Annotated in this window: 15 protein-coding genes; 5 read left to right on the plus strand and 10 right to left on the minus strand. The window is 41.6% G+C overall.

Annotated features, from left to right (window positions below; translation table 11 throughout):
* Positions 1–4 precede the first annotated feature (4 nt).
* The 7 genes from leuD to ilvD all read right to left on the minus strand — a co-directional run bounded on the left by leuD (position 5) and on the right by ilvD (position 8,637).
* Complete coding sequence (gene leuD, locus QOL76_RS19510; protein WP_283414641.1) at positions 5–595, minus strand: 3-isopropylmalate dehydratase small subunit; 591 nt, start codon at positions 593–595, stop codon at positions 5–7.
* A gap of 107 nt (positions 596–702) precedes the next feature.
* The gene (leuC, locus tag QOL76_RS19515) at positions 703–2,109 is read right to left on the minus strand and encodes a 3-isopropylmalate dehydratase large subunit (RefSeq protein ID WP_283414642.1); all 1,407 of its coding nucleotides are present in this window, start codon (positions 2,107–2,109) and stop codon (positions 703–705) included.
* A gap of 2 nt (positions 2,110–2,111) precedes the next feature.
* The gene (locus tag QOL76_RS19520) at positions 2,112–3,620 is read right to left on the minus strand and encodes a 2-isopropylmalate synthase (protein ID WP_283414643.1); all 1,509 of its coding nucleotides are present in this window, start codon (positions 3,618–3,620) and stop codon (positions 2,112–2,114) included.
* A gap of 19 nt (positions 3,621–3,639) precedes the next feature.
* Complete coding sequence (gene ilvC / locus QOL76_RS19525; protein ID WP_283414644.1) at positions 3,640–4,683, minus strand: ketol-acid reductoisomerase; 1,044 nt, start codon at positions 4,681–4,683, stop codon at positions 3,640–3,642.
* 63 nt (positions 4,684–4,746) lie between these two features.
* A complete protein-coding gene (gene ilvN / locus QOL76_RS19530) occupies positions 4,747–5,247 on the minus strand; it encodes an acetolactate synthase small subunit (protein ID WP_283414645.1) in 501 nt (166 codons plus the stop codon).
* Positions 5,248–5,258: 11 nt separating this feature from the next.
* Positions 5,259–6,953 carry a biosynthetic-type acetolactate synthase large subunit gene (gene ilvB / locus QOL76_RS19535; RefSeq protein WP_283414646.1) on the minus strand — a complete coding sequence of 565 codons (1,695 nt, stop codon included), beginning with the start codon at positions 6,951–6,953 and terminating at the stop codon, positions 5,259–5,261.
* A 4-nt stretch (positions 6,954–6,957) separates the two neighbouring features.
* Positions 6,958–8,637 (minus strand): dihydroxy-acid dehydratase, encoded by a 1,680-nt coding sequence (gene ilvD, locus QOL76_RS19540; protein WP_283414647.1) that lies wholly within the window; start codon positions 8,635–8,637, stop codon positions 6,958–6,960.
* Between the two features lie 532 nt (positions 8,638–9,169).
* Between ilvD and ispE the strand changes: the two genes are divergently transcribed.
* Complete coding sequence (ispE, locus tag QOL76_RS19545) at positions 9,170–9,982, plus strand: 4-(cytidine 5'-diphospho)-2-C-methyl-D-erythritol kinase (RefSeq protein WP_283414648.1); 813 nt, start codon at positions 9,170–9,172, stop codon at positions 9,980–9,982.
* Between the two features lie 261 nt (positions 9,983–10,243).
* Here ispE and QOL76_RS19550 read toward each other — a convergent pair whose 3' ends face one another.
* From QOL76_RS19550 to tgt, 3 genes are read right to left on the minus strand one after another with little or no spacing between them, the layout of a single operon-like run.
* On the minus strand, positions 10,244–11,152 hold the full coding sequence (locus QOL76_RS19550) for a DMT family transporter (RefSeq protein WP_283414649.1): 909 nt from the start codon (positions 11,150–11,152) through the stop codon (positions 10,244–10,246).
* On the minus strand, positions 11,153–12,226 hold the full coding sequence (locus tag QOL76_RS19555) for an LptF/LptG family permease (protein WP_283414650.1): 1,074 nt from the start codon (positions 12,224–12,226) through the stop codon (positions 11,153–11,155). It lies immediately after the preceding gene.
* Positions 12,227–12,228: 2 nt separating this feature from the next.
* Positions 12,229–13,359, minus strand: coding sequence for a tRNA guanosine(34) transglycosylase Tgt (tgt, locus tag QOL76_RS19560; RefSeq protein ID WP_283414651.1), 1,131 nt, complete (start codon positions 13,357–13,359; stop codon positions 12,229–12,231).
* Positions 13,360–13,480: 121 nt separating this feature from the next.
* Here tgt and QOL76_RS19565 point away from each other — a divergent pair, with 121 nt between their 5' ends.
* From QOL76_RS19565 to dnaE, 4 genes are all read left to right on the plus strand, one after another.
* Complete coding sequence (locus QOL76_RS19565; protein ID WP_283414652.1) at positions 13,481–14,617, plus strand: glycosyltransferase; 1,137 nt, start codon at positions 13,481–13,483, stop codon at positions 14,615–14,617.
* The gene (locus QOL76_RS19570) at positions 14,608–15,219 is read left to right on the plus strand and encodes an RNA polymerase sigma factor (protein ID WP_283414653.1); all 612 of its coding nucleotides are present in this window, start codon (positions 14,608–14,610) and stop codon (positions 15,217–15,219) included. The genes QOL76_RS19565 and QOL76_RS19570 overlap by 10 nt, the downstream gene beginning before the upstream one ends.
* The gene (gene rsmG / locus QOL76_RS19575; RefSeq protein WP_283414654.1) at positions 15,219–15,863 is read left to right on the plus strand and encodes a 16S rRNA (guanine(527)-N(7))-methyltransferase RsmG; all 645 of its coding nucleotides are present in this window, start codon (positions 15,219–15,221) and stop codon (positions 15,861–15,863) included. Before QOL76_RS19570 ends, rsmG begins: the two co-directional genes overlap by 1 nt.
* 220 nt (positions 15,864–16,083) lie before the next feature.
* Positions 16,084–20,370, plus strand: a complete 4,287-nt coding sequence (dnaE, locus tag QOL76_RS19580; RefSeq protein ID WP_283414655.1) for a DNA polymerase III subunit alpha — start codon at positions 16,084–16,086, stop codon at positions 20,368–20,370.
* Positions 20,371–20,396 lie beyond the last annotated feature (26 nt).

Consider the following 20,396-nt stretch of genomic DNA (forward strand, 5'->3'; position numbering starts at 1 on the left):
TTACTTATTTGTTAGCAGCAAAAGCATCGATTTCATCTGACATATTCAGTAAATAGTCGATATCGTCAAAGCCATTTTGCATGTTGTCTTTTTTGTATTCATTGATGTCAAAAGATTCGGATTCTCCAGTGGAGTCCAAAGTAATCTTCTGACTAGGAATGTCTACAGTAATCGTAGTTTCAGGATTTGCAGTGATGGTTTCCAGTAATTTATCGGCAAATTCCGGGGAAACTGTCACTGGCAAAACACCGATATTTAGACAGTTATTTTTGAAGATGTCTGCGAAAAAGCTTGAAACCACACATCTGAAGCCGTAATCGTAAATAGCCCAAACGGCGTGTTCTCTGCTGGATCCAGAACCGAAGTTCCTTCCTGAAACCAAGATTTTACCGCTGTAAGTAGGGTCGTTCAGGACAAAATCCTTTTTAGGATTGCCTTCTACATCATATCTCCAGTCACGGAAAAGATTGTCACCGAAACCTTCACGCTCTGTAGCCTTAAGGAATCGAGCTGGGATGATCTGATCTGTATCCACATTGTCTGTCGGTAATGGAACCGCAGTGCTCGTGAGAACAGTAAATTTATCGTAAGCCATTTTATTTTAATTGAAAGATTGGAAAATTGGAAAATTGGAAAATTTGATCGTTCATAAACTTTACTTACCGATTCAAATTCTTACTTCCCATTTCTGACTTCGTATTTTTAATTTTGAAAAACTTCTCTTGGATCGCAGATTTCACCGGCAATGGCTACTGCTGCTACGGTCAAAGGAGATGCGAGCATTGTTCTTGCTCCAGGTCCCTGACGGCCTTCGAAGTTTCTATTGGAAGTAGATACTGCATATTTACCAGAAGGAATCTTATCATCGTTCATCGCTAGACAAGCTGAACAGCCCGGCTGACGAAGTTCGAATCCAGCTTCTTCCAAGATTTTAACCAAACCTTCTTCATGTGCCATTTTCTCAACTTCGCGAGAACCTGGAACGATCCAAGCAGTGATGTTGTCAGCTTTTTTGTGACCCTTTACATAAGCCGCCACAGAACGGATATCTTCAATACGTCCATTGGTACAAGACCCTACGAATACGAAGTCAACTTTTTTACCCTTGATAGCTTCACCTGGCTCGAAGCCCATGTAAGCCAAAGACTTCAGGTAAGAAGATTTATTGCTTCCTTCCATGCCTTCAGTGGTAGGAATATTTCCCTTCACTTTGATTCCCATGCCTGGATTGGTACCGTAGGTAATCATCGGTTCGATATCCGCAGCATCGAAGTGATACTCCTTATCGAAAACAGCACCTTCGTCTGTTTTCAAAGTTTTCCAGTGAGCTACAGCTTTGTCCCAATCTTCGCCTTTTGGAGCGTATTCTTTTCCCTTTAAGTATTCGAAAGTAGTTTCATCAGGAGCGATCAAACCTCCACGTGCTCCCATTTCGATAGACATGTTACAAACCGTCATTCTAGCTTCCATGGAAAGACTTTGGATCGCTGATCCAGCATATTCCACGAAGTACCCAGTAGCACCTGCCGCCGAAATCTGTGCAATTACATAAAGTATCAAGTCTTTGGAAGTTACACCTGGTCCAGCTACGCCATCGATGGTGATTCTCATTTTCTTAGCCTTGGACTGCATGATACACTGCGTCGCCAAAACCATCTCCACTTCTGAAGTACCTATGCCGAAAGCAATAGCTCCAAAAGCACCGTGAGTAGATGTGTGGCTATCACCACAAACGATCGTCATCCCTGGTTGGGTGATTCCCAATTCCGGTCCAATCACGTGAACAATCCCATGATGAGCAGAGCCCAAATCGTGTAGTTCGATGCCGTATTTGGCACAGTTCTCACGAAGTCTTTCTACTTGCATGCGTGAAAGCTTGTCCTTAATTGTTTTATCCTGATCGACTGTAGGTACGTTGTGATCTGGAGTAGCTACTGTTCGGCTTGGGTTTTTCACTCCAATTCCACGCTTTTCCAAGTTTAGAAAAGCGACTGGAGAAGTTACTTCATGGATAAAATGCTTATCGATGAAGAATACATCTGGACCAGAGGGAACGGATTTCACGACGTGAGCATCCCAGATTTTATCAAATAATGTTGTCTTTTCCATAATTAAGCGGTCGCGTATTCTTTGACCGGGATTTTATTGAGTGCATCTACAAAGGCCTGAGCTGAAGCCAATACGATGTCTGTATGTGAGGCAAAACCATAGTAAGGTTTGTCTCCTTTGATTAATCTCATATGAACTTTTGCCACATCATCACTGCCGTGAGTGATGGCCTGAATAAGGAATTCTTCTAATTCTACGGCTGGCTTGGCGATTTTGTCAATAGCCTTCAGAACTGCATCTACAGGACCATTTCCGCTTGCAGTAGACGTGTGGGATTCGTCTCCGATTTTCATTTCTACCTGAGCTTGAATTGAGCCATTTGATGAATAAGTAACTTTACCCAATTCAATAAAATTGGAATCAGTCACAAACTTACCAACCAAACCCATCAGGTCTTTACGGCCTATATCGCGCTTGCTATCAGCCAAAATCAAGAATTCTTCATACACTTCACGAAGTGCCTCACCTTCCAATTCTACACCCAAAGCATCCAAATGGTGCTTCAGAGCAGCTCTTCCGGATCTTGCTGTCAACACAATTGTTGACTCACCGACACCCACATCTTTAGGATCAATGATTTCGTAATTTTCTCTGTGCTTCAATACACCATCCTGGTGAATTCCTGATGAATGTGCAAATGCATTTCTGCCAACAATAGCCTTATTTGGCTGTACTGGCATATTCATCAATTTAGAAATCAGGCGACTGGTGTTGTAAATTCTTGGGGTTACGATATCAGTATGTACCTCGATGGTTTTATGACATTTAATTGCCATAACCACTTCTTCCAGGGAGGTATTTCCCGCACGCTCACCGATACCATTGATAGTTACTTCCACCTGACGCGCTCCATGCTGAACACCTGAAACAGTGTTAGCAGTAGCCATACCAAGGTCATTATGACAATGTGTAGCAATGATTGCTTTGTCAATATTTGGTACATTATTCTTCAGGCTAGCAATGATAGCACCGTATTGCTCAGGAAGTGTATATCCTGTCGTATCTGGAATATTTACCACAGTTGCTCCTGCTTTGATCACCTCCTCGATTATTTTATTCAAGAAATCAGGGTCAGCTCTACCGGCATCTTCAGCGTAAAATTCCACATCGTCTACAAACCGTCTTGCAAACTTCACTGCAGCTACACCCCGAGCAATAATATCCTCGGGAGTGGAGCGCAGTTTATATTGAATATGATATGGTGAAACACCGATTCCAGTATGAATACGACCCTTCTTCGCGAATTTGAGGGATTGAGCCGCTACTTCGATATCTTTTTCTACAGCTCTGGAAAGGGCGCAGATAATCGGGTTAGAAACTGCCTTTGAAATCTCAAGTACAGAATTGAAATCTCCTGGACTTGAAATTGGAAAGCCGGCTTCGATAATATCTACACCTAGTTCTTCCAGCGCTTTTGCTACCACAATTTTCTCCTGGGTATTCAGCTGACACCCGGGTACTTGCTCCCCATCTCTCAGGGTAGTGTCAAATATCCATAGCTTCTCACTCATAATTCTTGGGGGTTTTGTATTAGTTATTTTCTGGTCTCAACTGACGGACGACAGCACCTGCCTGCCACATTTCAGAATCTCTCAATTCTTTCAATTCAGCTTCCAGTTTCACTCGGTAATCTTCTTTAGAGTTAGAGTCAATAGACTTCTGAGCCTCTTGACCTGTTTTTACACTGTTGTATAGTTCTTCAAATACCGGCTTAGTAGCATCTCTGAAAGGTTTCCACCAATCCAAAGCACCTCTTTGAGCTGTAGTAGAGCAGTTAGCATACATCCAGTCCATTCCGTTTTCAGCGACCAATGGCATCAATGACTGGGTCAATTCTTCCACGGTTTCGTTGAAAGCTTCAGAAGGAGTGTGACCATTTGATCTCAATACTTCGTACTGAGCTGCAAATATACCTTGGATAGCGCCCATCAAGGTACCTCTTTCGCCAGTCAAATCAGAGGTTACTTCACGATAGAAGTCTGTTTCGAACAAATATCCAGATCCTACGCCAATACCTAGAGCTACAACCCGGTCTTTTGCCTTACCAGTTCCATCCTGATAGATTGCATAAGAAGAGTTCAATCCTCTACCTTCTACAAACATTCTTCTCAAAGATGTACCAGAACCTTTTGGAGCTACCAAGATCACATCTACGTCAGCTGGAGGGACGATACCTGTTTTTTCTTTATAAGTCACACCGAAGCCATGAGAGAAATACAATGCCTTTCCAGGAGTAAGGTGTTTTTTAACTGTTGGCCAAAGAGCGATCTGGCCTGCATCAGAAAGTAGGAACTGAAGGATAGTACCTTTCTCGCATGCTTCTTCCAGTTCGAAAAGTGTTTCGCCAGGAACCCAGCCATCAGCTACAGCTTTATCCCAAGTCTTGGAGCCTTTACGCTGACCTACAATCACGTTGAACCCGTTGTCTTTCAAGTTAAGTGCCTGACCAGGACCTTGTACACCGTAACCTAATACCGCGATCACTTCGTCTTTGAGTACTTCTCTTGCTTTTTCCAGTGGAAATTCTTCCCTAGTTACTACGTTTTCTTCTGTTGAGCCGAATTTTAATTTCATCTGTTTTTTATTTATTACTAGTGTTTGATAGGTTCCAGAGGAAGCCTTTTTATTGGTTTATTATTATTTGACAAAACTGTCAATCGTGAGCATTCTCTTTGCAACAGCTACTCTGCCTGATCTAGCAAATTCCAGAAGACCATAGCCTTTTAAAATTTCCAGTAGCTCCTGCGTTTGCTCTTTGTGGCCGGATAGTTCCAATACCACAAAATCAGGTTCTGCGGCAATGATTTTCGCATTGTGCTGACGGATGATTTTCTCCAGTCCTGCATCCAGTCTGGACACTGGTATTTTGTACAATGCTATTTCCTGATAGACTACGCTTTCATCTTCATGGTAAAAAGCCTTGATCACGTCAATGATCTTTTCTATCTGATTGACCAGCTGTATCACGGTATCCTCAGAAGCGGTGACTTCGATGGTGATCCGATGGATTCCTTCCAAGCGGCTCTCTGAAGCTGTGAGTGCATCGATATTGATACCTCTACGGGTAAAAATAATGGTGATGCGATTAAGAATACCGATGAAATTTTCGGTAATAACGAATATGGTATATCGTTTCATTTAGGGTTGGTTTAGCTAAGTCTAACCTCTTCCACTGAACAGCCAGTGGCAATCATGGGGAATACATTGTCTTCTTTTTCTACTACCACTTCGAGGAAATAAGGTCCATCGTGAATCAGCATATCTTCTATAGCTTCTTGCAGATCATCCCTGACGGAAACTTTCTGCGCTTGAATATTATATGCCTCTGCTATTTTGATGAAATCAGGATTATCAAGTTCGGTAAAAGAGTAGCGCTTGTCAAAGAACATTTGCTGCCACTGTCTTACCATTCCAAGAAAATTATTGTTAAGTAACACAATCTTCACTGGAGCCTTGGTCTGCATAATGGTACCCAATTCCTGGATCGTCATCTGGATACCTCCATCTCCTACTACACAGATTACCTGTCTGGAGAAATCATACATCTGGGCTCCTAGAGCTGCTGGAAGGGCAAAACCCATAGTTCCTAAGCCTCCAGAAGTCACTTGTGTCCGTGGTTTCTTGTAATTGAAATATCTCCAAGAGATCATTTGGTGCTGGCCTACGTCAGTGACTAGGATCGCATCATCAGCTTTGTATTTATTAACCTGATGAATTACTTCACCCATGGTCAATCCAGGCTTGGTCGGTGTCAAATCAGGATCGATGACTGTTGCTTTCTCCTGATCTGACAATTCTTTGAATTTTGCCATCCAATCCGGATAGGTGTTTTTATTCACAGCGGCAGTCAATAATGCCAAGCTATCCTTACAGCTGCCTAATACAGCAACTTCACATTTCACATTTTTATTGATTTCTGCCGGATCAAGTTCCAGGTGGATCACTTTAGCCTGCTTCGCGTACCGCTTTAGATCTCCGGTCACCCGGTCATCAAATCTCATTCCCACTGCGATCAAAATATCACACTGATTAGTTAGCATGTTTGGGGCATAGTTTCCATGCATGCCAAGTTTCCCCACATAGTTTGGATGATCTTCAGACAAGGCGCCCGACCCTAATAAGGTGCATGCAGCAGGAATACCAGATTTTTCCAAAAATGCTTTCAATTCAGTTTCGGCTCCGCCAAGTACCACGCCCTGTCCAAAAAGAACATAGGGTCTCTTAGCCATATTGATCAAGAAAGCGGCTTCCTGAATTGCAGATTTTTCAATAGGAATATGCGTTCTGTAAGATCTAAATCCTAAGCAAGGCTCATAATTAAAATCCCCAAAATTCGTCTGAGCATCTTTGGTGATATCAATCAAAACCGGCCCTGGTCTTCCAGATTTTGCGATATAAAATCCTTTTGCGATAGCAGGAGCGATATCTTCTACTCTCCTGACTTGGATATTCCACTTGGTACCCGGCATTGAGATGCCGACTACATCAGTCTCCTGAAAAGCATCAGTTCCTAAAAGATGTGAGGCAACTTGCCCGGTAATGCATACCAAAGGAGTGCTGTCAATCTGTGCATCCGCAAGACCTGTAATCAAATTCGTGGCACCAGGACCAGAAGTAGCAATACAGACGCCGACTTTTCCAGACACACGAGCATACCCCTGAGCTGCATGGATTGCTCCTTGCTCATGGCGAGTTAATACATGTCTTAACTGGTCGTGATAATCATGCAATGCGTCGTATACGGGCATTATTGCTCCTCCGGGATACCCGAAGATTATTTCCGCATTCTCGGCAATGAGCGATCTGACAACGATGTCAGCACCTCTTATCATTGAATCCTTCATGGGCTTAGAATTTGTCTGTTACGCAACCTTCGGATGCGGTAGATACTAATTTGTTGTATTTCTTTAATGTCCCCTGTAATTCAGGCATTTCTTTCTGTTTCCAGGATTTCTTTCTTTCTGCTAATTCTGCATCAGATACTGCGACTGAAAGTTTTAAGCCATCAGCATCGATGGTTATGATATCTCCATTTTGGACGAGTCCAATTGGTCCACCAGACCATGCCTCTGGGGTCACATGTCCAACGACAAAACCGTGCGTGCCTCCTGAGAACCTTCCGTCGGTAATCAACGCCACGTCAGAACCCAACCCAGCACCGATAATCATAGAAGTAGGCTTCAACATTTCCGGCATTCCCGGACCACCTTTTGGACCTATATTTCTAATGACAAGCACTTCACCTTTTTGTACTTTATGATCACGAATGGCGTCATTTGCTTCCTGCTCGGAGTCAAACACATGAGCTGGACCTGTAAACGAACTTCCTTCTTTTCCTGTAATTTTGGCGACAGCTCCTTCTGGAGCCAAATTACCATCCAAAATGCAAAGGTGCCCAGTTGCTTTTATAGGAGTCTCCAATGGATGAATGACATTCACCATAGAAACGGTCACCGGTGCTATATCTTTTAAATTCTCTTCTACAGTTTTTCCTGTCACGGTGAGACAGTCTCCATGGATAAATCCATTTTGCAACATGTATTTCATAAATGCCGGAACTCCACCTTGCTCATGCAGGTCTTCCATCATGAATTTGCCGGATGGCTTGAAGTCACCGATCATTGGGGTTTTTGCATTTATCGCTTTGAAGTCATTTATGGTAAAATCAACCCCAGCTGTTCTAGCGATCGCTATGATGTGCATTACAGCATTGGTACTTCCACCTAAGGCTATAGCAACAGTCACTGCATTCTCTATGCTTTTTCTAGTAACGATATCACTTGGTTTGATATCTTTCTCCAGAAGTATTCTCATGTACTTATTGACATCTCGGCATTCCTGAAGCTTCTCAGGAGAGTTTGCCGGATTAGATGCAGAATAAGGTAAAGACATTCCCAATGCTTCTATTGCCGAAGACATAGTGTTGGCTGTGTACATCCCACCACAAGCACCGGCACCAGGGCAAGCATTTCGGATTACGCCATCGTAATCTTCGTCAGAGATATTTCCATTTACTCGTTTACCAAAAGCTTCGAAAGCCGAGACGATATTCAGCTTTTCTCCTTTATAATTACCTGAAGCTATCGTACCTCCGTAAACCATGATAGAGGGCCTGTCTATACGAAGCATTCCCATCACGGCTCCTGGCATGTTCTTGTCGCAACCTGCCACAGCCACACAGCCATCAAAAGAGTGCCCAAGAATAAAAGACTCAATTGAATCCGCTATTATCTCTCTTGAGACCAAGGAATAGCGCATTCCCAGCGTCCCCATTGAAGTTCCATCAGAAATCCCAATGGTATTAAAAATTAAACCGGTCAGATCATGGTCTTGTGAAGACTCCTTGATCAGACCGGCAAAGTCGTTAAGATGCATATTGCAGGGGTTACTTTCATAGCCACAACTGGCCACCCCTACAAAAGGCTGTTTCATCTTTTTATCACTCATCCCAGTGGCATACAACATTGCCATTCCTGCTGGATGCTCAGGATTGTCACTTATCTCCCAACTGTATTTTTTCAGGGTCATATTTTAATGGGTATAAAAAAAAGTGCCTCAGCTTAGTGAGGCACTTTAGATGTTTTTTATTTCATTATAAATAATAGTCTAGTGCCTCACATTAAAATCTAATGAGAATAATGACGCTTAGCAAAATGACTACTTTATACATACTATTTTTTGAGACTTCCCCCAACTCTATGTTGAAGTGTAGGACAAACTTAAAACCGAATTTTGAGACTTACAATATTTAATTTTACATTTTTCATCTATCTCAGTTGAAAAATGTATGCAAAATTTATTTTTTCAAAATATAAATTTTCAAAACCCTCACTTTACCCCTGTATTTCAGCAAATGATTTGTTGAAAATTTCGATTTTCAAAATTTTGTACTGATTTCCGATTTCTTCAATATTTATCAAAAGTTATTCTCTTTTTTTTAATAAGAAAAATGATATATCATAATTACTTCAATAAATGCTAAATTTTTTACCGAATTCTCAATAAAGGAAAAGTCTTTCCCCTCTGAAATTTATTCTAATTTTGACCAAACATAATTCCAATGATTTCATTTCCAAACGCTAAGATTAACCTAGGGCTTCACATCACCGCCAAAAGAAAAGATGGATACCATGATATTGAGACCTGTATGATCCCAATTCCGCTTTTTGATGCCTTGGAAATGATTATTGACAATAAGAAAACAACTTTTGAAAGCTCTGGTCTCAACATCCCCGGCGATAAAAAGGATAATCTTATTCTAAAGGCCTACCAGCTTTTAAAGAAGGATTTCCCTAATCTTCCTCACTTAAGTATTCATCTGCATAAAAATATCCCGATGGGAGCTGGATTAGGCGGAGGCTCTGCTGATGCAGCATTTGCACTGACCTTAATGAATAATCTATTTGATCTGATTCTTGATGAGTTCTTCCTGGAGGAATATGCTGCTCAACTTGGGAGTGATTGTGCGTTTTTCATTGAAAACACACCAAAAATTGCAACTGGGAGAGGAGAAATTCTGGAACCTATAGCGGTAAATTTAAAAGGGAATCATTTGGTTTTAATAAATCCCGGGATTCATATCGGCACAAAAGAAGCTTACGCTGGCGTCACTCCAAGTGCGCCAAAAGTGAAACTCGGAGAAGTTCTGGCTGATAAGAGACGATGGAAAGATGAACTTGTAAATGACTTTGAAGCGAGCATATTCCCCAATCATCCCGAAATCGCGAGGGTAAAAGATAAACTGTATGAAAATGGAGCTTATTACGCAGCAATGTCCGGCTCAGGTTCTTCTGTGTTTGGCTTATTTGAGGAAAAGCCAACTCAAATTGATTGGGACAATAAGTTCTTCGTATTTGAAAGCCAGTTGGTATAGCTTAGCATTCTAAGCAATTACGACTTCGAATCAACTAAAAAACTAAATTCTATTAATCAAATAAAGCACTTCAATAAGGCTTTTTCAAAAGCTAAAAAGCAAAATCAAACTAAAGCAAATCCTGATTTTAATACTCAGGACTTTAAGAAACAGCTATATTTTATCTCCGTTGATTAAGCTACGCATCAAAACATTGTGATATCAATGGCGAATGAAGGCCTAGAGGTTATTTAAGGCGAATAGATGATCCCGAGGAATAATTCACCCCAACGGCCGTACTGGCTTCCTCCTTTTATTCAAGTAATTCAATACGGGATAAGTAAGCACCGACACCAGAATTATCGCCGTTCCTACATAAAATTGAGGAGTCATTTTTTCGCTTTCCCCAAAAATCAATACAGCCAGAATAATACCGTATACAGGCTCTAAGTTAATGGTCAGATTGATTGAAAAGACAGAAAGTCGCTTCATCAATTCTACCGAAACTGAGAATGCATAGACTGTACAAATCCCCCCAAGGATAAATAACCAAAACCAATCGTAACCTACCCAAGTAAGCTGCAAACCTCCTTCAGTCATGAAATTGGAATAAATCGGCATAAAGAGTATCGTAAATAAGCAAGCACCCGCCATCTCAAAGAAGGTTATCTGATAAGGATTGTGCTTGTGGGCTAGCTTTCCATTTAAGACTGAGAAAACTGCTGCCAAAAATGATGAAGCGAGCGCCATACTTAACCCAAGCCAATAACCTGTCTCGAAACTGAAAATCACCAAAAGACCAGAAATCACCATCAAACCGAGCCCTACTTCATACCATTTGATTTTTGTGCGATTGAATAAGGGCTCTACGAATGCAGTCCAAAGTGATGTTGTTGCCATTCCTGCCAGACAAACTGAAGCTGTAGAAACTCGAGCTGACCAGAAAAACAAAATCCAGTGCATTGCGATCACAAAGCCAACTCCAGTGACTTTGATCATATCAGGTAATGGCATCAGCAGATTTTTCTTTCTCAGCAAGAAAAGTCCAGCGACTCCTATAGATGCGATCAAGGTTCTATAAAACACCAGCTCAATCGCAGGTAAGCTAATGAGCAATCCCAGAATAGCTGTAAATCCCCAAATGAGTACTATCAAATGAAGCATCAAGTAATCCTTGATCGTTGCGTTCATTTATCGAGGGACAGTTTTATAAAGTAATAGACCTGTAAAAGCAAAAAGGATATTGGGGAGCCAAACGGCAAAAATCGGGTAAGTAGCTCCGTTTTCTGCAAATGTCCTAGAGAGAATAAAAAGGATGATATAAATAAATGCTAATAGGAAACCCATCGCAATCTGAAATCCAGAACCACCTCTGGTTTTCTTTGCAGACATAATCACTCCAATAAAAGTCAAAATAATAGCCGCAAATGGGGACATAAAACGGACATAGCGTTCGATTTTATAAAAGCCGACATTATCTGCTCCTCGCGCTTCCAACACTTTAATCTGCTTTCCTAATTCGGGAAGTTTCAAGGTTTCATGATGATTAGGTGGCAGGTCAAAGTCTTCAGGCCGGATAGAGAGCATCGTGTCGAGTTCTTCGCCAACTGTATATTCTTCTATCCTACCTTTAAGTTTGCGTAGCCTCCAATTATTTATTGTCCAAACATTCTTGGCAGTGTCCCACTCGATATTATCTGCAGAGAGTTTAGCCAATAGCTCCCCATCTTTTATGGTTTCCAAAGTAAAAGAATAACCTATCAAAGAAGTGTTGTAAAATCGGCTGATATACGCATATGACTCTTCGCCTACTTTAATGTGGATATTTGCTTCTGAAGTGGTTTTCTCTTTTTCCAAATAATTGATGCGGAACTCAGTAACTCCCGCAGTAGCTCCTGGCAGCACCCAGCCATTCAGTAAAAAACTAGCCCCACCGATCATAGTCGCGGCAAAGAGAAATGGTCTAAGCATTCTAATAAAGCTAACCCCACTGCTCAGTATTGCAATAATTTCCGTTCTTCCAGCCATTTTGGAAGTGATAAAAATAACCGAAATAAATACAGTGATTGGGGTCAGAAGGTTATTCAAATAAAGCCCATAATTGATCATGTATTTAAAAATCTCCCTGGAAGGAACTTCATTCCTGATGTAGGTATCGTTCTTTTCAGTGAAATCCAAAACCAAAACCACCAGGACCAGCATTACCACTACGAAAAAGTAGGTCTTGAGAAAATCCTTGATGATCAGTTTGTCGAGTAGCTTCATAATTAGAGTCTGGTGCTCACTTTCTTCACCATTTGATCTTTCCAAACGGCAAAATCACCAGCTAGGATATGTTCTCTAGCTTGGCCCACAAGCCAAAGATAAAAACTTAGGTTATGAATACTGGCTATTTGAGCCGCCAAGATCTCCTTGCTGATCGTCAAATGCCTTAAATATGCTTTAGAATAGAAGGTACTCACGTATCCACCAATAGCCGGATCAATTCCACTAAAATCTTCCTTCCACTTTTCATTTCGGATATTAATAAATCCCTCAGAGGTGAATAGCATGCCATTTCGAGCATTACGTGTTGGCATTACGCAATCAAACATATCCACGCCAAGAGCAATACACTCCAGGATATTGGCGGGAGTTCCAACCCCCATCAAGTAGCGAGGCTTATCCTGAGGCAAAATATCAGTGACTAATTCGGTCATTTCATACATCATTTCAGCAGGCTCGCCTACTGAAAGTCCGCCAATTGCATTCCCCTGCTGATTGGTAGAAGCAATGAATTCCGCACTTTGCTTACGCAAATCCTTGTATACTGAGCCTTGCACAATCGGAAACAGCGTTTGGTTGTAACCATACTTTCCTTCTGTAGCATCAAATCGATCGATACAACGAGTCAACCAGCGATGTGTCATCTCCATGGAATTCCTCGCATAGCCATATTCACAGGGATAAGGAGTACACTCGTCAAATGCCATAATGATATCGGCTCCTATCGTTCGCTGAATATCCATGACATTCTCTGGAGTGAAATGATGTTTGGAACCGTCAATGTGAGACTTGAACATCACACCATCTTCCGTGATTTTGCGTGTTCCTGACAAAGAAAAAACCTGATATCCTCCACTATCGGTCAAGATAGGTTTCTCCCAACCATTGAATTTGTGAAGTCCTCCAGCTTTTTCCAGCACATCAAGCCCAGGCCTCAAATACAAATGATAGGTATTTCCAAGGATAATTTGAGCCTTGATATCCTGATCCAATTCCCGCTGATGAACTGCCTTCACAGAACCCGCAGTACCTACAGGCATAAAAATCGGTGTCTGAATATCACCGTGGTCAGTTTTCACTACACCTGCTCTGGCTCTACTCTTGGAATCTTGGTGGGTTAAAGTAAACTTCATATCGCTAATGGGTTGCTGTTGAGACATTCTACACATTGTCTCATTCGGCCTACAAAAATATACGCTTATTCTTAAATGGTTTGCTGAATTTGATTTTATATTTGCTCAGCAAAAGCGACCTATGGGCCTATTTTTACTTTGGTTTTTCTTCGGAATTGGAATCCTCATCCAAGCAGTTTACCTATTGGTTATTTTTGGAAAGTCAGCCTTTTACAATGGTAATCAGTCGCATTCCGTTAATGAAAACGAGGAAGGAGTGACTGTTGTAATCTGCGCTCACAATGAGTTTGCAAATCTTAAAACACTCATCCCTAAGCTTTTCGAGCAAGACTATCCTGCTTTCGATGTGATGATCGTCAACGATAGATCTTCCGATAGAACCAAGCGACTGCTGGAGCAAATGATGGAAATTTACCCTAAACTTCGCTCTGTTACGATCAAATACACACCAGCGCATGTCACTGCCAAAAAGTATGCACTTACACTAGGTATTAAAGTCGCCAAAAATGACGTTATACTTCTGACCGATGCAGATTGCATTCCAGAAACCGATCAATGGATCAGAAAAATGACTGCACCAGTTCGAAATCAAGACAAAACATTTGCAGTGGGATTTTCAGGATACGAGCAAAAACCTGGTTTCTTAAACAACTGGATTCAATTTGAGACCTTGTTAACAGCCTTATACTATATGTCTTTCGGTTTGTGGAAAAGACCCTTCATGGGAATCGGCAGGAATCTCTGCTACCGGAAGGAATTTTTCATGAGCGTCAAAGCCTTCAAGGGCATTTGGCATATTGAAGGTGGAGATGATGACCTTTTCCTAAATCAGTATGCAAGCGGCGGCAACACAGCAATAATTTTAGATCCAGAAGCAAATACGATTTCCAAACCAAAAGAAACCCGCAAAGAATACCTCACCCAGAAAAAACGACACCTGCACGTGGGCAAATATTATCGGAGCGAAGACAAGAGAAAGATTGGATTATACTCCTTTTCACATGCATTATTCTGGCTTGGTGGGATAGGATTGCTTATTTATTTCGGTTTAGCCCAAAGCTGGGAACATTTTTCAGCTGTTTTCGGTATTATCCTATTGAGGTCTATTCTACTCACGCTAATTTTCAAATCAGCTGAGAAAAAGATTCAAGGCACTAAACCACCAAAAAATATCTGGATACTTGATTTCTTGTATTTAGGTTATTTTTGGGTTTTAGGGACAATATCCCATCAGGCAAAAGACATCCAATGGAAATAAATGAACGCGGTTTTTCTAAGAAAGCACTCGAGGACTTTGAGTTAATTGATCAGGCTGTAGATCACAAAGATCAGCAAGCATATGCCTCCTTGATGAAGCGCTATAAAAAGGCCGTTTATTACATGATCTTGAAAATGATCCGGGATGCTGACGACGCGGAAGATCTTACGATGGAAGCTTTCGCTAAAGCATTTAAAAATCTGCATCGATTCAAGAAAGATTATACCTTCTCTACTTGGCTTTTTCGAATCGCAACGAATAATACCATTGACTTCATCCGAAAGAAAAAGCTCAAAACGATGAGTTTGAATACCACGATGTCTGATGATGGAGGAAATTCCGTGACCATTGATGTGGAAGACGATGATAATAATCCTCAGGATGAATTCATTCGTACCCAACGGATCGAAATGGTTCGAATTTTCGTGGATAAATTACCTGCAAAATACCGCAAACTCGTACAGCTTCGCTATTTCGACGAGCTTTCGTATGAGGAAATCGCTCAGGAATTGGAAAAACCGCTTGGAACTGTGAAGGCACAACTTCATAGATCAAGAGAATTACTTTACGAAATTGCCGCAGGCAAACAAAAACACATTTAATGAATTCCGGCACCCAACTTATCCAATCTTATTTCCCTGATCTTACAGAATATCAACTTTCACAGTTTGATCAGCTTCAGGCTCTTTATGAAGATTGGAATTCCAAAATCAACGTGATTTCCCGTAAGGACATGGAGCAATTTTACATTCACCATGTGCTCCACTCTTTGGGAATAGTGAAAGTGATGCCTTTCGAGCCTGGGACGAAGATATTAGATATTGGTACTGGAGGCGGATTCCCTGGTATTCCATTGGCGATTATGTTTCCTGAGACTCATTTTCATCTGGTAGATTCTATCGGGAAAAAGATTACCGTTGTGAAAGACGTAGTCAAACAATTGAAGCTGACAAACGTGGAAGCTCAGCAAGCTAGAGCGGAGCAGCTTGTCCGTAAATATGACTTCGTGATCAGTCGAGCAGTTACCCGAATGATCAATTTTTACCCTTGGGTGAAAAACAAAATCCGTAAGGAAGATATCAACGAATACCCAAACGGTATTCTTTACCTGAAAGGCGGGGAAGTGGATGAGGAGATGGAGGAGCTAGGTAAATCTTATGTGGTATATCACTTGGAAGACTATTTCAAAGAAGAGTTTTTTGAGACAAAAAAGGTGATTTATATGCCTTGGGAGGATAAGAGGTAGAATGAATTTGGAATTTCTGATATCGGAATTCTGATGTCAAAAATCTGAAATAAAAAATCTATCGATAGCTATTTTAATCATGTGATTTATCAATCTCATAGTTTATTTAGATCTAAGATTTAAGTACATATTTTTTTTTAATTCTCCGACAATTACCTCCAGTACGCTTGCCTCCTTTCAGAGATTAGCCCTAATTTGAAGGCTCAATTACCCAAGCTGTATGTATTTAATTTTTGACACCGAAACCACCGGTCTTCCTCGCGATTACAATGCTCCCATGTCGGATGTGGACAACTGGCCACGCCTTGTCCAGCTCGCTTGGCAACTGCATGATGCTAAGGGAAATCTGATTTCGAATCACAATTACATTATCCGACCGGAAGGATTTACCATTCCTTACAATGCGGAAAAAGTCCATGGAATTTCCACCAAGCGCGCCTTAGCAGAGGGTCATGACCTGAAGCAAATCCTTGGGATTTTTGAAGGTGATGTGAAGCAAGCCAAATATTTGGTTGGACACAATGTTGAGTTTGATGTCAATGTAACCGGTTCGGAATATTACCGCGCAGAAGCCACCATGCCTCTGACGGCACAACAACTGGACACCAAGGACATATCAACTGATTTCTGTGCACTTCCTGGCGGTAGAGGTGGCAAATACAAGTGGCCAACACTTACTGAACTTCATCAAAAGCTTTTCGGAAAAGGCTTCGGTGATGCGCACGATGCAGCTTATGATGTTGATGCTACTGCACGCTGTTTCTTTGGGTTGATTAATCAAGGCGTCCAAGCTCCCGAAGCTGGAGTTACCATCGCTGAAGTAATCTACGAAGCTCCAAAGCTAGAAGAAGCAAACTTTGCGCAAGCAAAAGATGCACAGAAAGCGGCCGCCAAAGATGTGCTAAAGCAAGCAGGTAAAGCTGACATTTCAGATTTAACGGACATTCCATTCACTCACCTGCACGTGCACAGTCAGTATTCTGTGTTGCAAGCGACTTCTGAGATTCCGGCCATGATTGCTCGCGCAAAGGAGCTCGGAATGCCAGCCATCGCATTGACTGATCACGGAAATATGATGGGTGCTTTCCACTTTGTAAAAGAAGCGTTAGGCAAAGACATTAAACCAATTTTAGGTTGCGAATTCAACCTGTGTCGAGACAGAAAAAACAAATCCAATAAGGATGATGGTTATCAAACTGTCCTCTTGGCAAAAAATAAAGCTGGCTATCATAACCTGGCAAAACTAGCTTCTTATGCCAACATCGAAGGCTTTTACTATCTACCTAGAATAGACAAAGAGCTCTTGGTTCAATACAAAGGAGACCTCATTGCAACCACCGGCGGGCTATGGGGAGAGATTCCTTTTTTGATTTTGAATGTCGGAGAAACACAAGCAGAGGAAGCTTTCGTCTGGTGGAAAGAGCAGTTTGGAGAAGACTTCTATGTGGAGCTCAATCGACATGGAATACCAGAAGAGGAGAAAGTGAATGAAGTGCTCTTGGAGTTTGCCAAGAAATATGATGTGAAATATTTTGCAGCAAACAATTCCTATTACAGTGAGAAAACTGATGCAAAAGCGCATGATGTATTGCTTTGTGTGAAAGACGGTGAGCTTTACGACAAGCCAAAAAAATACATTGGAAAGCGAGGAAGAGAATTCCGCTATGGCTTCCCAAATGATGAATTCTACATCAAAACTCCCGATGAGATGAAAAAGCTCTTCGCGGATTTGCCTGAAGCCATCGAGTGTACCAATGAGATTACCGAGAAAATCGAGACCTATAAATTAGCCAGAGAAGTACTTCTTCCTGCTTTTGAGATTCCTGATGAATTCAAACATCCAGAGGACGAAGTCGATGGAGGAAAACGTGGAGAAAATGCTTTTTTAAGACATCTTACCTACGAAGGTGCAAAAAAACGGTATGCGGAAATCACTCCGGAGATAACAGAACGCTTGGATTTTGAATTGGCAACTATTGAGAATACAGGTTATCCCGGATATTTCCTGATTGTTCAGGATTTCATTGTGGAGGCTAGAAAAATGGGGGTGTCTGTAGGCCCAGGTCGTGGATCTGCTGCAGGTTCAGCCGTTGCTTATTGCACAGGCATCACCAACATTGACCCAATCGCATACAATCTACTATTTGAGAGATTCCTAAATCCAGATCGAGTCTCACTTCCCGATATTGATATTGACTTTGACGATGAAGGTAGGGGTTCCGTAATCGATTATGTAATCAAAAAATACGGTTCCAACCAAGTTGCACAAATCATCACCTATGGCACCATGGCAGCTAAGTCCGCCATCCGTGATACAGCACGAGTTTTAAATTTACCTCTTCCTGAAGCTGGAAGACTTGCCGGTTTGGTACCAGATATCAAGCTAAAAGCGTTATTTGGTTTAGCTGGAAATCGGGCTGCACTTTCTGATAAGCTAAAAGGGCAAGGTGAAATGATCGCCAAAGCAGACGAATTGATCCGGATTTCCAAAGGACAGGATGATTCTGCGAAAACGATCAATCAGGCAACTATGCTGGAAGGCTCTGTTCGAAACCTTGGAATCCATGCCTGTGGTGTCATCATTACGCCCGCAGATATTACGAATTATGTACCGGTAGCACTAGCGAAGGATTCTGACATGGTTTGTACGCAGTTTGATAACTCCGTAGTGGAATCTGCAGGACTGTTGAAGATGGACTTTTTGGGTCTGAAAACGCTGACACTGATTAAAACCGCCGTTCGGATTGTAAAAGAACGTCACGGAATCGAGTTGGATGCGGACCATTTCCCAATTGACGATGCTAAAACCTACGAGCTTTTCCAACGTGGTGAAACCGTCGGCATTTTCCAGTATGAATCTGCCGGAATGCAGAAATACATGCGCGAACTAAAACCTACGGTTTTTGCAGATTTGATTGCTATGAACGCCTTGTATAGACCGGGGCCTTTGGCATATATCCCTTCTTTTATTAAAAGAAAGCATGGAACTGAAGCGATCGAATATGATCTGGACGACATGCAGGAATACTTGGAGGAAACATACGGAATTACCGTTTACCAAGAGCAAGTGATGCTTTTGTCCCAAAAACTTGCAGGATTCACTAAAGGTGAGGCGGATGTTTTGCGTAAGGCGATGGGTAAAAAGCAGAAAGATGTACTCGACAAAATGAAACCGAAGTTTGTCGAGCAGGCTTCTGCAAAAGGTCATGATGCAAAAAAACTTTCAAAGATTTGGACTGACTGGGAAGCATTTGCATCCTATGCATTTAACAAATCCCACTCAACATGCTATGCATGGATCGCTTATCAAACGGCGTATCTAAAAGCTCATTATCCTGCGGAATATCTTGCTTCCGTACTGAGTAATAACATGAACGACATCACTCAGGTGACGTTTTTCATGGAGGAATGTAAGCGTGCCGGAATCCCAGTTTTAGGGCCGGATGTGAATGAATCCAAAAATGGATTTACCGTAAACCAGGCTGGAGAAATCCGGTTTGGCATGGCTGCAATTAAAGGAGCGGGCTCCGCAGCAGTTGATGCGATTATTGAAGAGCGAGAGAAAAACGGACCTTATAAAAACATCTTTGACTTTGCAAAGCGGGTAAGTTCCAAGGCTTTGAATAAGAAAACCATGGAAGCTTTGGCGATGGCTGGTGGGTTTGATTGTTTTCCACAGCATCATAGAAGACAATATTTAGAAGCTGCAGATGGAGATTTGAATTTGATCGAGAAAGCGACAAAGTATGCTCAAAAAGTGCAGCAGGAAGAAGAAAGCAATCAGGTAAGTCTTTTCGGCGGAGGTGCAGGAAATATGGAAGTACCGCTTCCTACTATTGCACCGATGGAGCCTTTCACTCAATTGCAGCAATTAAACATCGAAAAAGAAGTGGTAGGTCTATATATCTCCGGTCATCCACTAGACCAATTTAGATTGGAAATTGAGTCGTTCACTAATGCTTCTTTGCCTGATTTGAATGACTTGGAAAGTTTGAGAAATCGAACAGACATCAAATTGGCTGGATCGGTTTCGACTTTTGCACATCGAACTACCAAAAACGGAAAGCCTTTCGGAACGCTGACATTGGAAGATTATCAAGGGGCCTTTACGTTTTTCCTATTTGGAGATGATTACGTGAGATTCAAAGAGTACTTTATGCCTGGCTGGTTCTTGTTTATCAGCGGAACTGTTGCTGGTAAACGATGGGCCGAAAATGAACTAGAATTTAAGATTGGTAACATTACTTTGCTAGACGAGATCCGCGGTAAAATGGTCAAAGGCCTTCGGGTAAATATTGACTTGGACGATTTGACGTTGGATCTTATGGAAAAACTAGAAGCAATTACTGAGAAATATAAAGGTGATGCCAAGCTGTATTTTGATGTGGTTGATCGGAAAGAAAATTTAGCGTTAGAGCTATTTTCAAAGAGATTTTCTATCGATCCATGTGCAGAAATGATCAATGAGCTGAAACAAATTCCTGAGGTGATGTATAAGGTGGTTTAAGTTTTCAAAAAATTTGCAAGAACAAG

Origin of the sequence: Algoriphagus winogradskyi (genome assembly GCF_900182815.1) — a bacterium.
In the GTDB taxonomy this organism is placed as follows: Bacteria; Bacteroidota; Bacteroidia; order Cytophagales; family Cyclobacteriaceae; genus Algoriphagus; species Algoriphagus winogradskyi.

Bases quoted from the DNA above. Each gene is read 5' to 3' on its own strand.
- leuD (WP_283414641.1), bottom strand. From the start codon at position 595: ATGGCTTACGATAAATTTACTGTTCTCACGAGCACTGCGGTTCCATTA.
- leuC (WP_283414642.1), bottom strand. From the start codon at position 2,109: ATGGAAAAGACAACATTATTTGATAAAATCTGGGATGCTCACGTCGTG.
- QOL76_RS19520 (WP_283414643.1), bottom strand. From the start codon at position 3,620: ATGAGTGAGAAGCTATGGATATTTGACACTACCCTGAGAGATGGGGAG.
- ilvC (WP_283414644.1), bottom strand. From the start codon at position 4,683: ATGAAATTAAAATTCGGCTCAACAGAAGAAAACGTAGTAACTAGGGAA.
- ilvN (WP_283414645.1), bottom strand. From the start codon at position 5,247: ATGAAACGATATACCATATTCGTTATTACCGAAAATTTCATCGGTATT.
- ilvB (WP_283414646.1), bottom strand. From the start codon at position 6,953: ATGAAGGATTCAATGATAAGAGGTGCTGACATCGTTGTCAGATCGCTC.
- ilvD (WP_283414647.1), bottom strand. From the start codon at position 8,637: ATGACCCTGAAAAAATACAGTTGGGAGATAAGTGACAATCCTGAGCAT.
- ispE (WP_283414648.1), top strand. From the start codon at position 9,170: ATGATTTCATTTCCAAACGCTAAGATTAACCTAGGGCTTCACATCACC.
- QOL76_RS19550 (WP_283414649.1), bottom strand. From the start codon at position 11,152: ATGAACGCAACGATCAAGGATTACTTGATGCTTCATTTGATAGTACTC.
- QOL76_RS19555 (WP_283414650.1), bottom strand. From the start codon at position 12,226: ATGAAGCTACTCGACAAACTGATCATCAAGGATTTTCTCAAGACCTAC.
- tgt (WP_283414651.1), bottom strand. From the start codon at position 13,359: ATGAAGTTTACTTTAACCCACCAAGATTCCAAGAGTAGAGCCAGAGCA.
- QOL76_RS19565 (WP_283414652.1), top strand. From the start codon at position 13,481: ATGGGCCTATTTTTACTTTGGTTTTTCTTCGGAATTGGAATCCTCATC.
- QOL76_RS19570 (WP_283414653.1), top strand. From the start codon at position 14,608: ATGGAAATAAATGAACGCGGTTTTTCTAAGAAAGCACTCGAGGACTTT.
- rsmG (WP_283414654.1), top strand. From the start codon at position 15,219: ATGAATTCCGGCACCCAACTTATCCAATCTTATTTCCCTGATCTTACA.
- dnaE (WP_283414655.1), top strand. From the start codon at position 16,084: ATGTATTTAATTTTTGACACCGAAACCACCGGTCTTCCTCGCGATTAC.